10 protein-coding genes and 3 tRNA genes are annotated in these 15,161 nt (G+C 51.7%); 5 read left to right on the top strand and 8 right to left on the bottom strand.

The genetic code is table 11. The annotated features are described in order from the left end of the window. The first annotated feature begins 263 nt into the window (after nucleotides 1-263). Nucleotides 264-3,053, top strand: coding sequence for a bifunctional [glutamate--ammonia ligase]-adenylyl-L-tyrosine phosphorylase/[glutamate--ammonia-ligase] adenylyltransferase (glnE, locus tag IT527_RS09545; RefSeq protein WP_292968379.1), 2,790 nt, complete (start codon nucleotides 264-266; stop codon nucleotides 3,051-3,053). Nucleotides 3,054-3,158: 105 nt separating this feature from the next. Beyond that, nucleotides 3,159-5,534, top strand: coding sequence for a fatty acid cis/trans isomerase (locus IT527_RS09540; protein ID WP_292968376.1), 2,376 nt, complete (start codon nucleotides 3,159-3,161; stop codon nucleotides 5,532-5,534). A gap of 289 nt (nucleotides 5,535-5,823) precedes the next feature. Here IT527_RS09540 and IT527_RS09535 read toward each other — a convergent pair. The 3 genes from IT527_RS09535 to IT527_RS09525 form a co-directional block, all read right to left on the bottom strand. Next, nucleotides 5,824-5,899: transfer RNA gene (locus tag IT527_RS09535), tRNA-His, on the bottom strand. 47 nt (nucleotides 5,900-5,946) lie between these two features. Further along, nucleotides 5,947-6,023 (bottom strand) — tRNA-Arg (locus IT527_RS09530). A gap of 44 nt (nucleotides 6,024-6,067) precedes the next feature. Continuing rightward, nucleotides 6,068-6,144 (bottom strand) — tRNA-Pro (locus IT527_RS09525). A 164-nt stretch (nucleotides 6,145-6,308) separates the two neighbouring features. Here IT527_RS09525 and IT527_RS09520 point away from each other — a divergent pair. Beyond that, nucleotides 6,309-7,550, top strand: a complete 1,242-nt coding sequence (locus tag IT527_RS09520; protein WP_292968374.1) for an exonuclease SbcCD subunit D C-terminal domain-containing protein — start codon at nucleotides 6,309-6,311, stop codon at nucleotides 7,548-7,550. Between the two features lie 118 nt (nucleotides 7,551-7,668). Here IT527_RS09520 and crcB read toward each other — a convergent pair whose 3' ends face one another. Continuing rightward, entirely contained in the window at nucleotides 7,669-8,049 is a 381-nt protein-coding gene (gene crcB, locus IT527_RS09515) for a fluoride efflux transporter CrcB (protein ID WP_292968371.1), read from the bottom strand. Nucleotides 8,050-8,279: 230 nt separating this feature from the next. Here crcB and IT527_RS09510 point away from each other — a divergent pair, with 230 nt between their 5' ends. Beyond that, nucleotides 8,280-8,621: an excalibur calcium-binding domain-containing protein gene (locus IT527_RS09510; protein WP_292968369.1), complete on the top strand. Its 342-nt coding sequence runs from the start codon at nucleotides 8,280-8,282 to the stop codon at nucleotides 8,619-8,621. A gap of 144 nt (nucleotides 8,622-8,765) precedes the next feature. Here IT527_RS09510 and amrS read toward each other — a convergent pair whose 3' ends face one another. The 4 genes from amrS to IT527_RS09490 form a co-directional block, all read right to left on the bottom strand. Beyond that, nucleotides 8,766-9,863: an AmmeMemoRadiSam system radical SAM enzyme gene (gene amrS, locus IT527_RS09505; protein WP_292968367.1), complete on the bottom strand. Its 1,098-nt coding sequence runs from the start codon at nucleotides 9,861-9,863 to the stop codon at nucleotides 8,766-8,768. Next, nucleotides 9,856-10,455 carry an AmmeMemoRadiSam system protein A gene (gene amrA / locus IT527_RS09500; RefSeq protein ID WP_292968365.1) on the bottom strand — a complete coding sequence of 200 codons (600 nt, stop codon included), beginning with the start codon at nucleotides 10,453-10,455 and terminating at the stop codon, nucleotides 9,856-9,858. Before amrA ends, amrS begins: the two co-directional genes overlap by 8 nt. Further along, on the bottom strand, nucleotides 10,439-11,254 hold the full coding sequence (gene amrB, locus IT527_RS09495; RefSeq protein WP_292968363.1) for an AmmeMemoRadiSam system protein B: 816 nt from the start codon (nucleotides 11,252-11,254) through the stop codon (nucleotides 10,439-10,441). The genes amrA and amrB overlap by 17 nt, the downstream gene beginning before the upstream one ends. Before the next feature lie 251 nt (nucleotides 11,255-11,505). After that, the gene (locus IT527_RS09490; protein ID WP_292968361.1) at nucleotides 11,506-11,658 is read right to left on the bottom strand and encodes a hypothetical protein; all 153 of its coding nucleotides are present in this window, start codon (nucleotides 11,656-11,658) and stop codon (nucleotides 11,506-11,508) included. 232 nt (nucleotides 11,659-11,890) lie between these two features. Here IT527_RS09490 and IT527_RS09485 point away from each other — a divergent pair, with 232 nt between their 5' ends. Next, nucleotides 11,891-15,154: an AAA family ATPase gene (locus IT527_RS09485; protein ID WP_292968358.1), complete on the top strand. Its 3,264-nt coding sequence runs from the start codon at nucleotides 11,891-11,893 to the stop codon at nucleotides 15,152-15,154. Nucleotides 15,155-15,161 lie beyond the last annotated feature (7 nt).

The following is a 15,161-nucleotide window of genomic DNA, read 5'->3' as shown; positions in this document are numbered from 1 at the left end:
AACTTCAAAATAACCTGGCCAATACAAATCCACCCATGACAAATCTGCTCATGACAAACCTGCCCGCGAAACTGCCGCCAGGTATAGTCCATACACCACCTGGAATTCTGCTTTCGTATACGAAAAGACAGCTTCCGCATCTTCCGGCAGGATATGATTACCGCAATAACTGCTCACCATGGTAATAATGTAACCGATTCCTATTTTATTCAGCCCCTTGCATCACACGGTAACGTAACCGGGTACAACGCCATTTATCCTGCATGCCCACATCCATCCACACACACCAGGCCACTTCCATTGTCAACAGTATCCTGCCTTACAGCCGGTACCTGAAACGCACACTGGAAAGCGAGCCCGATCTCCGGCAAAGCCTGCTGGATCAATTACAAAATCCTTTTTCATGGGAGGAGATGTCAGATTTTCTGCAATCGCCCCCTGTTCCGCTTCTGGAGGAAGCGGATCTGCACCGGATACTGCGCCAGCTGCGTAAATGCGTCATCCTCCGGCTGGCTGCACGTGATCTGGCCGGACTGGCTGATCTGAACGAGGTCATGACAACCATGACTGCACTGGCAGATGTAACGATCCGCTTCTCACTGGAATTTCTCCATATGGCAATGACGCAACCCGACCATTTTGGTAAACCGGCAGGAGAAAAAACCGGCACAGAGCAGCAGCTGCTGATCGTGGCAATGGGAAAGCTGGGAGGAGGCGAACTCAATGTATCCTCTGATGTGGATCTGATTTTTATTTATCCCGAAGATGGTGAAACAGATGGCAGAAAATCCATCAGCAATCATGAATTTTTTGTCAGGCTGGGGCGGAAGCTGATTGCAAGCCTGAATGATTATACCGTGGACGGCTATGTATTTCGTGTCGATATGCGGCTGCGCCCGCACGGTGAAAACAGCCCGCTTGCCATCAGCCTGCCCATGCTTGAAGACTATTTCATTACCCAGGGGCGCGAATGGGAGCGGCATGCCTGGATCAAAAGCCGCGTTATTACCGGTTCATCGGTGGCCGAAGCAGCGCTGATGGAGCTGATCGTGCGCCCTTTTGTATTCCGCAAATACCTGGATTTTGAAGCCTATGAAGCCATGCGCAGTCTGCATGCGCAGTTACGGAAGGAAGTCGATCGGCGCGAGCTGCACGACAATATCAAACTTGGCCCTGGCGGTATTCGTGAAATTGAATTCATTACTCAGGTATTCCAGCTGATCCGGGGCGGACGTGATGCCGATTTATGCATACGCCCCACGCTTGGTGTGCTGTGGCGGCTGCGGCAGAAACAGCCACTTCCCGAGCAGACCGTCGCAGAACTGACCGATGCCTACTGCTTTCTGCGTAAACTTGAACACCGCCTGCAGTATCTCGACGATCAGCAAACCCAGAATTTGCCGCAACAGCCTGATGACCAGGTACTGATTGCAAAAAGCATGGGGTTTAATGATTATGCGGATTTCCTTGATCATCTCGATCTGCACCGCCAGAATGTCACCCGTCATTTCGAGCAGATTTTTGCTGCTCGCCGCAAGGTTGTCCAGCACGACATATTTACCCGGGTCAACCCGGAACAGCCTGAAGATAACGAAACAACCGAAGCCTTCAGCAGAGAGCTGCAAACACTTGGTTACATCAACCCCGATAAAATTACCGCACGTATCCGGCAGTTTTACAACAGCACTTTTTTCCGGCAGCTCTCCCAGCCCAACCAGGAACGTATATTTGAGCTGATACCCGCACTGATGGAGGTAATTACCCGCTTTTCTTCCGTAGAAATCACGCTGGAACGCATGTTGCAGTTACTTGAAAAAATCGGCAGATATTCAGCCTACCTCGCCCTGCTGCAGGAACACCCGCAAACACTGCCGCGCGTGGCAAAACTGGTCAGCGCCAGCCAGTGGGCAAGCGATTATCTTGGCCGGCACCCGATTCTCATGGACGAATTACTCGCGCCATCCGGGCTGCACACCCTGCCGGACTGGCCGGCACTCAAAACAGAACTCGTTCATCAGCTGCATCATGTCAACATCCCCAAAGCACAGATGGTGGAATGGCAAATGGATGTATTGCGCCATTTTCAGCATGCACAGACATTTCGCCTGCTCGCCATTGACCTGGAGGGGGATCTGCTGCTGGAAAAACTCAGCGATCATTTAACCGAGCTGGCTGATCTCATCCTCGACAATGTGCTGCAACTCGCCTGGCAGGGCCTGAAAAAGAAGCACCTGGAGTCCCCGGTTTTTGCCATTATCGGCTACGGCAAACTGGGAGGGAAAGAACTGGGCTATGTCTCCGATCTCGATATTGTATTTCTCTACCAGGATAACCACCCCGATGCCGCAGAAATCTATACCAAGCTGGCGCAAAGCATCAATCTGTGGCTGACCAGCCAGACATCCGCCGGCATATTGTATGAAACCGATCTGCGATTACGTCCGAATGGCACCAGCGGATTACTGGTGAACGCTATCGAAGCATTTAGCCAGTATCAGCATGAGCAGGCCTGGGTGTGGGAACATCAGGCACTGACGCGGGCGCGTTTTGTCGTTGGCGATCATAATGTGGGCGAAATGTTTGAACGGATGCGTAAAAACATACTTTGCCAGCCACGTGATCCGGCAAAACTAAAACAGGAAATTCTGGTGATGCGCAGAAAAATGCTGGAAGCACACCCGAACCCCACACCGCTATTCGATATCAAGCACGACCACGGCGGCATCATTGATGTGGAATTCATCGTGCAATATCTGGTGCTGGGTTATGCCCACCGCTATCCGCAGCTGACCGGCAATATCGGCAATATCGCCCTGCTCAAACTTGCAGGTGAGCTGGGACTGACATCCGCCGACAAAGCCAGCGCAGCATTAGTAGCTTATCGCGAACTCCGGCGAACGCAGCACCAGCTCAGGCTAAGCGGTAATCCGGAAGCCGGCAGCACAACCCTGCCCAGAGATACCTCCCAGAAATTTGCACGTGTGGCAAGTGATCATTTAAGTGATGCCAGACAGGCGGTATTTCAGCTGTGGGAAGATGTTTTTGGCAGATGAAGAGAACACTGATGCTGAAAACACGAGTTTATTCTGCTGCTATTCTGTTTCTATAAGGCCCCCCGGGATAAAATCCTCACCATTCGTTCCCTTCCGGAGTTATTTGTGCGCACCTATTGCCTGTTGCCGTGTTTACTGAGCCTTATCCTGATATTGTCCGCATGCGGAGATAACGAGCATTCATTTCCCGGTAAACAGCCGGTTCCCGCTCCGGCCGATTTACCGGCACCCGCCAGACACCAGGTTTCTTTCATCAAAGAAATCCAGCCAATTATCGAAACCAAGTGCCTTTCCTGCCACAGCTGCTTTGATGCACCATGCCAGCTCAAACTAGAAAATGCCGAGGGACTGGAGCGTGGCGCCTCTCACCAGCAGGTTTACAGCAATATCCGCACCAAAGCGATGAAGCCCACCCGTCTGGGTATAGATGAGCTTACTGTTGAAGGCTGGCGAGAACGCGGCTTTTATTCTGTTTTGCAGGCTAAAAAAGAACAGACTCAATCCCTGCTGAAAAACATGATCATGCTGGGAAAGCAATTTCCACCCCGGCCCGGCAGCAAATTGCCGGATTCGATCAAAACCGGTTTTAGTCGTGACAATCAATGTATTTCAGAAGATGAATTTCCCGATTATGCACATGATCACCCCCTGGAAGGTATGCCGCTTGGCACCAGCGGCCTGACTGACCGAGAGTATTCCCTCCTGGCCGGGTGGCTGGATCAGGGTGCAGCAATACCAGATGAACCCGTTACACTGACGCAGGCTGAAGAACAGGCAATCCGGACATGGGAAGCGTTATTTAACCGGGAAGACAAACGCGGCGGGCTGGTGGCACGCTGGCTGTATGAACACCTGTTTCTGGCCTACCTGTATTTTCCGGAATCCGGGAATGAACCCCGTTTTTTCGAGCTGTTGCGTTCATCCGCCCCGCCAGGTGAAGCGGTCATCCCCATTGCCACAGTCAGCCCGAATGACGACCCGGGCGGGCCATTCTTCTACCGTCTGCGCCCGGTAGCAGGCACGATCACACACAAGCGGCGCATTCTCTATCCGCTCGACCGGAAAAAGCTGCAGCGCATTGATGAACTGTTTTTCAGCGACGCCTGGTCTGTGGGCGATTTACCAGGTTATGGCTATACCGAGCGCTCCAATCCATTTGTCACTTTTGCCGCTATCCCGGCACGTGCACGCTACCAGTTCATGCTGGATGAGGCAGAATATTTTGTACGCACTTTTATCCACGGGCCAGTTTGTCGCGGCCAGATTGCAACCGATGTGATACGCGATCATTTCTGGACAGTATTTCAGTCACCGGAATCCGATCTTTTCGTTACAGACAGTGCCTACCAGCAACAGGCTATCCCCTTGCTGGGCATGCCAGGGCAGGATGATCGCCTGCTGGATGCCGGTGAAAACTGGCTGCATTATCTCAAACGTCATAATGACTATCTGACATTGCGCCAGCAGCATTATGTTTCACAGCAACCGCAGGGAGCATCGCTGGAAGACATCTGGAATGGCGCCGGCCAGAATAAAAACGCACTGCTGACTGTTTTCCGCCATCACAACAGTGCCTCTGTCGTAAGCGGGCTGACTGGTGCGGTTCCGCAAACCCTGTGGTTAATGGATTACCCGTTACTGGAGCAAACTTACTACCAGCTGGTCGTTAATTTTGATGTTTTTGGCAACGTCGCCCATCAGATCCTGACACGGCTTTACTTTGATCTGATCCGTAATGGTTCGGAACAGAATTTTGTACGTCTGCTTCCTGCCGGGCAGCGTAAAACCGTATTGAACGACTGGTATCAGGATCTGGGTAAACTGAAGTTTGGTATCGTTTACGAGGATATTGACGATCGATCTCCCTCAGCGGAGCGTTTCGTCACGGAAAACCCGAAACTGGAACTGGCATCACACATGCTTGAACGTTTCCAGTCCATCAACACCATGGCGCATGACCCGCTGAATCGTTGTGAACAGGAAAACTGCAGCCGCACCGGCCAGCCGCACTGGATACAACAGGCTGATCAGGCACTATCCCGTATTGCAGCACAGCCGGCTTCCAGTTTTTCAGGTATTACACAACTGTCAGAAGTCACATTTATCCGTGTCAGGCATGGACATAACGAGCGTACTGTTTATACCCTGCTGAGAGATCGCGCTCACAGCAATGTCGCCTTCATGCTGGGTGAAGAACTGCGTTACCAGCCTGAAAAAGACCGTGTTACCGTTTATCCCGGCATTACCGGCAGCTATCCCAATTTTATGTTCGATGTTCCTGCTGCAGAAATCGGAAAATTTGTATCACAACTGGGGAAAGCGAAAAAAACCAGAGATTTCGAACAGATCGTGGAAACCTGGGGAATACGGCGCACGCACCCGCAATTCTGGGAAATACTGCACGACATCACCGCCTGGCAAAAACAGCAACAGCCATTACAGGCGGGAATTTTTGACGTTAACCGCTACGAAAATTTTTAGAAATCCTCTGGAAAACTGTCTGTGTTGCCATCACTACGTTAGAAACAGACTCAAAATGCGCATTGACTCTCTGTAAACTGCGCTTTTTCACCTGTTTTTGTCCGTTCTTTCTTTGTGCTGAAATGGCCCCGCTAACGTTTTTCAGAGCATTTTTCAGAAAATCCTCAGAAAATCATGGCTGGAATCAGAAAAACCCGTTAAGCAGTTCTTCAGGCCAGTCAGTAAATGATTCGGGCTGCCTGGCGGACAGGAACAGGGAGGATCAGGAAAAATATGGATGATTAATTGGTGGGGTGGCTGATGGGACTCGAACCCACGACAACCGGAATCACAATCCGGGACTCTACCAACTGAGCTACAGCCACCATGGATCTGAAAAAACCAACATAACCAGGGAAATTCCGGTCTGTTTTGGCGTGCCCGACAGGAATCGAACCTGTAACCCCCAGCTTAGAAGGCTGGTGCTCTATCCGGTTGAGCTACGGGCACTACGACTCAAACCGGGCTCTGGCCCGTATCAGCGACACGTAAATTGGTCGGGGTGGAGAGATTTGAACTCCCGACATCCTGGTCCCAAACCAGGCGCGCTACCAGACTACGCTACACCCCGGAAAAGTCGGTCACTATACCGATTAACCTGATCAGCGTCAATCAGACCCTGCATTTATGCGGAATAAAACAGAGCATCACTTCGAATACGGAAAATGTATTAACCTCATATTGTTTTCACAGACAAAACCAATTCCGACAATCTGTTCCACACCCTGATGCCCTATGAAAATTCTTCACACTTCTGACTGGCATATCGGCAAGACCTTGTATGGCCGCAAACGGTATGATGAATTTGAAGCCTTTTTCACGTGGCTGGTGGAAACGATCGAGCAGGAGCAGGTTGATGTATTGCTGATTGCGGGTGATATTTTTGATACCAGCACCCCGGGCAACCGGTCACAGCAGCTTTATTACCGTTTTCTGCACCGCATTGCCGCCTCTGCCTGCCGGCATGTCGTCATCATCGCGGGGAATCATGACTTTCCTTCCTTTCTCAGCGCTCCCCGGGAATTACTCAGCGCACTGGATGTGCACGTCACAGGCAGTCTGTCCGGCAACCCGGCAGATGAAATACTGGTTCTCCATGATCCGGAGGGGAATGCGGAACTGATCGTCTGCGCCGTTCCACATTTGCGGGATCGGGATATCCGCACGGCAGAGGCAGGAGAAAGTATGGAAGACAAATCGCGCAAACTGGTCGGGGGAATACGTGACCACTATGCCGAGGTAATCAGCCTGGCCAGGCTGCAGCGTGACACACTTTCACCTTCTGTCCCGATTATCGCGATGGGGCATGTGTTCGTTGCCGGCGGACAGACTGTTGAAGGTGATGGCGTACGGGAACTGTATGTCGGATCACTGGCGCATGTTCCGGCCTCGATTTTCCCATCCGACATTGATTACCTGGCACTGGGCCACCTGCATGTGCCGCAGCAGGTGAATAACTCACCCGTCATGCGCTACAGCGGCTCTCCCCTGCCAATCGGTTTCGGTGAAGCCAATCAGGAGAAGAGTGTTTGTCTGATTGAATTCAACCGGCAGATTTCTGCAACCTGCCCTGCTGTCAGCCTGATCAATATCCCGGTTTTCCAGCCGCTCGAACGCATCAGGGGAAACTGGCAGGTAATCTCAGACAGGATCTCCATGCTTTCTGCAGCGAACTCCTGCGCCTGGCTGGAAATTATTTATGAAGGCGACGAAATGATCACCGATCTGCAGGAACGTCTGCAACTGGCCGTTGAGGGGTCACAACTGGAAATTTTGCGCATCAGAAATAACCGGATCATGAACCAGATACTCGATCAGATCGATAATGGCGGAACGCTGGAGGAACTCAGTGTCCACGAGGTATTCGAGCACTGTCTGTCAGCCGCTGCCATCCCGGAAGAACAACGTGCCGAATTGTGGCAGGCGTATCAGGAAATTCTTGTTTCACTGGCGGAAGAAGACATCAGAATCGACTGATGGTGATAGAAAACCTGCTGCCAACCCAAAGCAATAACGTCGCATCTTCCCGATTCAATACAGATTGACCGGCAGCACACTTCCCTTCGCACCCTGGCTGTTCAGTCCCATGCGAGCCTCAGAACCGGTCAGAAATCATACTGAATCCCAGCCACAGTGCCAGCAAACCAGCAACCACGCTGGCCAGTACATACCCTGCGGCAATCGGTATTTCCCCCTGGCGCAGCAGATAAAAAGTTTCCAGACTAAAGGCTGAGAAGGTGGTAAACCCGCCAGCAATTCCGGTAAACAGGAACAGGCGGGTTTCTGCCGAAAAAAAACCGTGTTTGACAACCAGCGCCCCCAGCATTCCAACGATCAGGCAGCCGGTCAGATTAATCGTAAAGGTGGCAAGCGGAAATCGCCACCCTGCCGCATGATGAAGTACCCAGCCGGACAGCAGATAGCGAGCGACCGAACCTGCGGCCCCCCCGGAAGCAATTAGAAGCAGCTGTTTCATACTGTATTTTCCTGAACCTTAAAACCGGCACAGTTTATACCCTGAAACCCGGACCGGGATGATACAGCAGGTGCTATCCGGCTAAAAATACCGGTTTTCTCTGGGATCTCTCATTCAATCCAATCAGAAAGCAGCCGTTTAGCTTAAACAGAGAATTTTCTGGACAATTTCTATCAGATGCAAAACCAGCCATTTCTCTGCAGCAGTATTTTTACATTAAAGGAAAATAAATGAAGTATCTGGTTCTTATTGCCGTCATTGTAGCCGCTGGCTGGTACGGAAACCACAAGTACAAACTGCATCAAAACTATCAAACGACTGCACCAGAAATTACCATGCCCAAGATCATTTCAACGATATACCAGGAAGTGTCATCGCCGGATTCATTCCATTGTGATGGCCGGACTTACTGTTCTCAGATGACTTCATGTACAGAAGCCACTTTCTTTCTCAAGAATTGCCCGGGTGCAAAAATGGATGGCGACGGAGATGGTATACCGTGTGAAAGTCAATGGTGCGGCTCTGAACAAAGCGGCAGCGAAAACAGCCGATTTACCCGCCGCCGGCACTGATACAGCCTGGCATATCCCACAGAGATCCTGGAATCCGGTATGCAGGGAAATTTTATATCCGGCTGGTATCTGCGCCGTTAACCACCTGCTGTTAACCATCTTTTAACAGCCACATAATACAAAGTACCCCGAAATTTCCTGCAATCAGGCCATAGCGCTGATTTTGACCGGAATTCGCTGACGGCCAAACTGGCCGGTAAAGGGCTCAAAACAGCCGGCAATCCGGGTATGGCAGTGCTCACAATGGCCATCTGCTGTCAAATGGTATTGCTCGATTTCATACCAGTCACGCACGATGACAGCGCTCCCGCACCCCGGGCAGAACGTGGTATCACCTTCGGCATAATGCACATTACCGGTATAAACGTAGTTCAACCCGGCACCCAGTGCGATCTCTCGTGCCCGAACCAGGATTTCTGACGGGGTGGGAGGAATATCTGTCAGTTTGTAATCCGGATGAAAAGCGCTAAAGTGCAGCGGGACGTCCGGCCCCAGTTCTTGCATGATCCAGTTGCTCATCGCGGTAATTTCTTCGCTGGAATCGTTCAATCCCGGAATCAGTAATGTGGTCAGCTCAAGCCAGACATTGGTTTCATGCTTCAGATAACACAATGTATCCAGTACCGGCTGCAAGTGTGCACCCGTTTGCTTAACGTAAAATTCATCCGTGAATGCTTTCAGATCAACATTTGCCGCATCCATCCCGGCGAACAGATCCCGCCGCGGCTCAGCGCGGATATAGCCTGCTGTAACTGCAACTGTTTTGATTCCCCGGGCGTGGCAGGCATCCGCCACATCCATTGCATACTCGGCAAAAATTACCGGGTCGTTGTAAGTAAATGCCACGCTTTTGCAGTGATACATTTCCGCGCTGCGGGCGATGGCTTCCGGGCTGGCCTGATCCTGCAGCCTGTCGAAACTGCGCGATTTTGAAATATCCCAGTTCTGGCAAAATTTACAGGCCAGATTACAGCCGGCAGTACCAAACGACAGCACACTGCTGCCGGGATAAAACTGGTTCAGCGGTTTTTTCTCAATGGGATCAATGCAAAAACCGGATGAGCGTCCGTAAGTCGTCAGCACCATTGCCCCACCTGCCCGACCGCGCACAAAGCAGGCGCCGCGCTGTCCATCATGCAATTTACAGTCGCGCGGACACAAATCGCACTGAATACGTCCATCGTCGAGTCGATGCCAGTATCTGGCCGGAAATTGTTCAGCAGCACTGATTGGTTCATCCATTGGTCCCCTCCCCCTTCGTATCATCCATCTCATGCCATTTACTGACGGTATAACGTGACAGCCTGATACCTTCATCCCAGAAATCCTCCGGCAAATAGGCTTTGGCTTTCAGCTTGGCCAGAAATTGCCCCGGTTCAGGCAGCATTTCCCAGACTTGCGGCAGGAACGTGCTGCGGTGCTGTCCGTATTCCAGCACGACACCGTCGATTCCCGGGCGTAATTGCGTCAGCACATCTGTTTCACTGGTAAAACTGACCGGCTGCTGCCGGGACAGCAGAGAAACTTCCACATGAACAGAATCCAGTTCATCTGCACTCAGCGGAGAAAAGCGCGGATCGCGCAACGCAGCAGCCACCGCATTGTTACGCACATTTTCAATCAGTGGATTACTTGCTTCCAGGGAGCCGATGCAACCGCGCAGCTGGCCGTATCGTGTCAATGTAACGAAAGTTGCTCCCGGCTGCTGCAACCAGTCCATACCGGCATCCGTTTTTACCGGGTCACAGGGCACATGCAGCGCCCGACAAATCGCATCCCGCGCAATCTTCAGCAACACCTTGCCCTGCTCATCCTGATCAGTTGACCGGATCATCGCCAGCACTCCCCTCAGTAAAGGCAATCGCTGCATAGCCCACTACCTGATCGCGTGGCCCCGCCGTATCTCCGGAATTTCGCAAATCCAGCAGAAGCGGTGTTAAATGATGCTTTTGCGCTGCAATAATCAGACCATTGACAGATACACTGCCACACGCCCGGTTATGTGCAATTGGCTGGTGCATATGCAATATCGCCTGCACGGTTTCATGGTCAGTCCGTTGTGCGACGGAATAAGGCAAATAATGTGAAAGATCTGAACTGACCACGATCAGCGTTTCTTCTCCACCCCACAGCTGTTCCAGCACCTGCGCCACGGCCTCTGCTGTCGCCGTCCCCACCGCCAGGGGCAATAACGTGAAATCGTCCAGTACACTTTGTAAAAATGGCAGTTGTACTTCCAGAGCATGTTCCAGGGTGTGCGCTTCCGTACTGACAGCCACTTGCGGAAAATTCGCAATCGCAGCCACGAGCTGCTGATCCACTTTCACCTCACCCAGCGGAGTCTCAAACACATCCATCCCGGGCAGGGCCAGCCCACGCACCGCCACACGATGTGCCGGTCCCAGCAACACCACCCGCCTGATTACATGGGCAAAAGGAACCAGACCGGCATAAGCGGACGCGGCAACCGCACCCGAGTATATATAGCCTGCATGTGGCACGATCAATGCCTTGGGCCTGACATGACATGACGTTGCCGATGCAAGCAAATGACTCACATTCTGTTTCAGCTGATAGCCGTCAGCAGGATAAAACAACCCCGCCACTGCAGGTGAACGGACAGCTGTCATCATGTTTTACCCCCCTCCATTCTTTTCAATAAAATCAGCAGTACTGACCCGCGCCAGAAAGGCCCTAAAGCACAGGGATCTGAAGCGCCCGGATCCTGAAGCACTGTACTTTCCGGAAAATGGGTATGGAAATGAACATTGCAAGCGCACCACAACCGGTATCTCAGAAACAAGAATCCCAGTAAACGGGAGCCCAAAAAAGAAAACCGCCCGTGAAGGGCGGTTATATTTGTTTTTTTGTCATATCCTGTTTCTCATTTTTTGCCTTGCTCGGCTTTATCCAGGTTATCCGGCATGCTGTCGCGTTCCATCATCATGCTTGGCGGATAGTTGGCAGGCTTATCAGTATCAATACACCCACCCAGCGTGGTAGCTGCAACCATTGCGGCAAGAAGTACACGTAACATTTTCATTTTTCCAGTCTCCTATAAGAAAAAGTACACTAACAACAATATAGTTCTTCCAACAGTCCTGACCTGCTGCCCCTCTTTTTAAGAAAGACATTTATTTAATACTGCATTTTTAGTTTTATGTCAAGGATTTTCTATATATGTATAAATGATTGATTATAAATACAATAAAAATAAGTTTATCTATTCTGTTCATTACATATTAAAAGTTAAATCATAAAAACGACGCATGCAGATACTGCAGGTACGCCTCAAAAATCTGAATTCGCTGGCTGGCGAATGGGAGATTGATTTCACTGATCCCACCTTTGTATCAGATGGTATTTTTTCAATTACCGGCCCGACCGGAGCGGGTAAAACAACCCTGCTCGATGCAATCTGCCTGGCACTGTATGGACGCACCCCCCGCCTGAGCAAGATCACCAAAAGTGAAAATGAGATCATGTCGCGGCAAACGGGCGAATGTTTTACTGAAGTGACTTTCTCCACACCTTCCGGCCGCTACCGTTGCCACTGGGGCCAGCATCGGGCGCGCAAAAGGCCGGATGGGGAATTGCAGAATCCCCGGCATGAGCTGGCTGACGCTGATTCCGGAAAGATACTGGAAACCCGGCTGGCGGAAGTCAGCAGGCAGATTGAAAAAATCACCGGAATGGATTTTGCCCGCTTCACCCGCTCCATGCTGCTGGCACAGGGAGAATTTGCCGCATTCCTGCAGGCGGCACCGGATGAACGCGCCCCGATTCTGGAACAGATCACCGGTACTGAAATATACAGTCGCATTTCCATCCATGTGCACGAAACCCGGGCATCTGCGCGCCGGGAGCTGGATCGGCTGTCGGCCGGGCTCAATAGCATACAACCGCTGACCAGGGCTGATGAGCAGCAGCTTCACACCGAGCTTGCACAAAAAATTCAGCAAAATGCCGGGTTGAGTGAGCAGATTGCGCACGAGCAGCAAATCCTTGCCTGGCTGGAACATATCACTCGCCTCAAATCGGAATTGCACCTGATCGCCGGGCAACAGCAGGCATGGTTAAACCGGAAAGAAGTGCTGGCTCCTGACATCTGCAAACTCGACAGTGCCAGCCGTGCACTTGAACTGCTTGGTGAATACAGCAGACTCACTTCGATCCGCAACGAGCAGGAAACTGACCGGAACAATCTGGCCATCTGCGCTGCCTCCCTGCCCGGGCTTGAACAGGCCGTCAAACAGGCCGAACAATCCCTGAAATTCCTCAATGAACAATGTGATCGCCAGCGGACAAAACAGCAGGAAACCATCCCGCTGCTCCGCAAAGTACGGGAACTGGATATTCAGATCCGGGAAAAAGAATCTCCCATCAGCGCGGCAAGCAACGGAATTGCAGCCCAGAAAAAGACACTCACTGCTCTGCACAATCAATACCAGCAAAATGAAATCCGGCTTGCTGGACTGCAAGCGGCACTGACTGGTTTTTTACAGCAGCGCCACGTCATTCAGCCGGATGGCACACAAACAGATTTTACGCATTACCAAGGCCTGTTGAACCAGAGACAGGCTGAACAAAAGCAGCTGCTCGAAAACCGAAGCCTGGCAGACTGGCGGCAGGAAATCACCATATTGTCCGGACAAAAAACGCTTGCGGCCCGAGCGATTGAAGCCACGCAATCGCTGGCTGCATTGAAGCAGACTTCTGCCGAACTGGAAAAACACACCCATTCCCTGCTGGCTGGAAAAGCACAGCTTGTGGAACAGCTTGCAGCAGAGGAAAAAATGCTGGGGGCGCTTGAGCGGGAAATCAGCCTGCTCGAAACACAGGCACTGCTGCTCAAAAAAATCAGCCACCTTGAAGAGGCCAGACAACAGCTGAAAGAAGATGAGCCCTGCCCGTTGTGCGGCGCACTGCAACATCCTTATGCAGCAGGAAATATCCCTCAGCCGGATGACAATATCACGGCGCTGAATCAGGCAAGAACGATGCTGAAAGCCCGGATCGATACCATTTCAACATTAAAAATCAGACAGGCGGAAACAAACAGGGACATCGAGCAGGTCACCAGCAGACAGCAGGAAATCCACAGACAGGTTCAGGCGGATGAAACCCTGCTGCAGCAATGCACTGCATCGCTGTTCCCCGGTCTGCCATCCACCACCGTGTTTCCGGAACTACCCCGGTTACTGCAGGAAACAGATGACAAATTGGCCCGAATGACCTGTATCCTGCAAATGGCAGAGATACTGGAAAACGAAATCAGTGTGCAGCGTGAATCACTGGATAAAACCAGAGAACTTGAGCAGAAAATCGGGATACTGAGGGTGCAGCGCCAGTATCAGTCCGCTCAGATCCGGCAACACGAAGCAGAACTGCAATCACGACAGGAGCAGTTCGATCAGCTCCGGCAGGAACTTGGCAAGCTGCATACAACACGCCTTCAGTTGTTTGCTGACAAACAGCCTGATCAGGAAGAACGGTTACTAACCACTGCAATAGAGGCCGCACAAAAATCAGCAGATCATGCCCGTCAGCAGCTGGAAACAGAAATACAACAGTACAACCGACTGAAAAACCGGGCAGAAGATCTGGCAAAAACCATCACCACCCGTGCCGTGCAGCTGGAAAAACTGCAGGCAGCCTTTGCTGCACGGCTCACTCAATCCGGATTTGCCGATGAAGCGGGCTTTACCGCCGCCTGTCTGCCGGAAACAGAACGCAAACGCCTTGCACAATGTGCCCAACAGCTTGCAGATGAGAAAACCATGCTGGACACCCGGCAAAAAGATAAAACGATTGCGTTACAGGCCGAACAACTGAAGTCCATGACCGACCAGCCCCGGGATTTTCACGATCAGGTGCTGGCACAACAGATCGCCCGTCAGCAGGCACTGCAACAGGAAATCGGCGGATTGCGGCAAAAACTTGCAGATAACGAAAACAGCAGACAAAAACAGCAGGAACAGTTGCAGGTAATCGAGGCGCAGAAACGGGAATGTGCCCGCTGGGATCTGCTGCATGGGCTGATCGGCTCGGCGGATGGTAAAAAATATCGCAACTTTGCACAGGGACTGACTTTCGAAGTCATGATCCGCCACGCCAACCGGCAACTGCAGAAACTTTCCGATCGTTATCTCCTGATTCGCGACCCGGCTCGCCCGCTGGAGCTTAACATTATCGACAGCTACCAGACCGGCGAAATCCGCTCCACCAAAAACCTCTCCGGGGGAGAGAGCTTTATCATCAGCCTGGCACTGGCACTCGGCCTTTCCCGCATGGTCAGCCGCAATATCCGGATAGATTCCCTGTTTCTGGATGAAGGCTTCGGCACGCTGGATGAAGAAACGCTTGATACCGCGCTGGAAACACTCGCCGGCCTGCAGCAGGAAGGCAAACTGATCGGGATCATCTCTCATGTTGCCGCGCTGCAGGAACGCATCAGCACCCGTATTCAGGTCATTCCTCAATCAGGTGGAAGAAGTATATTAGTCGGGCCGGGGTGCAGATACAGCCGGTAAAATGATA

Source organism: Nitrosomonas sp. (assembly GCF_020852615.1).
In the GTDB taxonomy this organism is placed as follows: domain Bacteria; phylum Pseudomonadota; class Gammaproteobacteria; order Burkholderiales; family Nitrosomonadaceae; genus Nitrosomonas.
The sequence above is the reverse complement of the archived record's forward strand: the minus strand, read 5'-3'. Positions and strand labels throughout refer to the sequence as shown.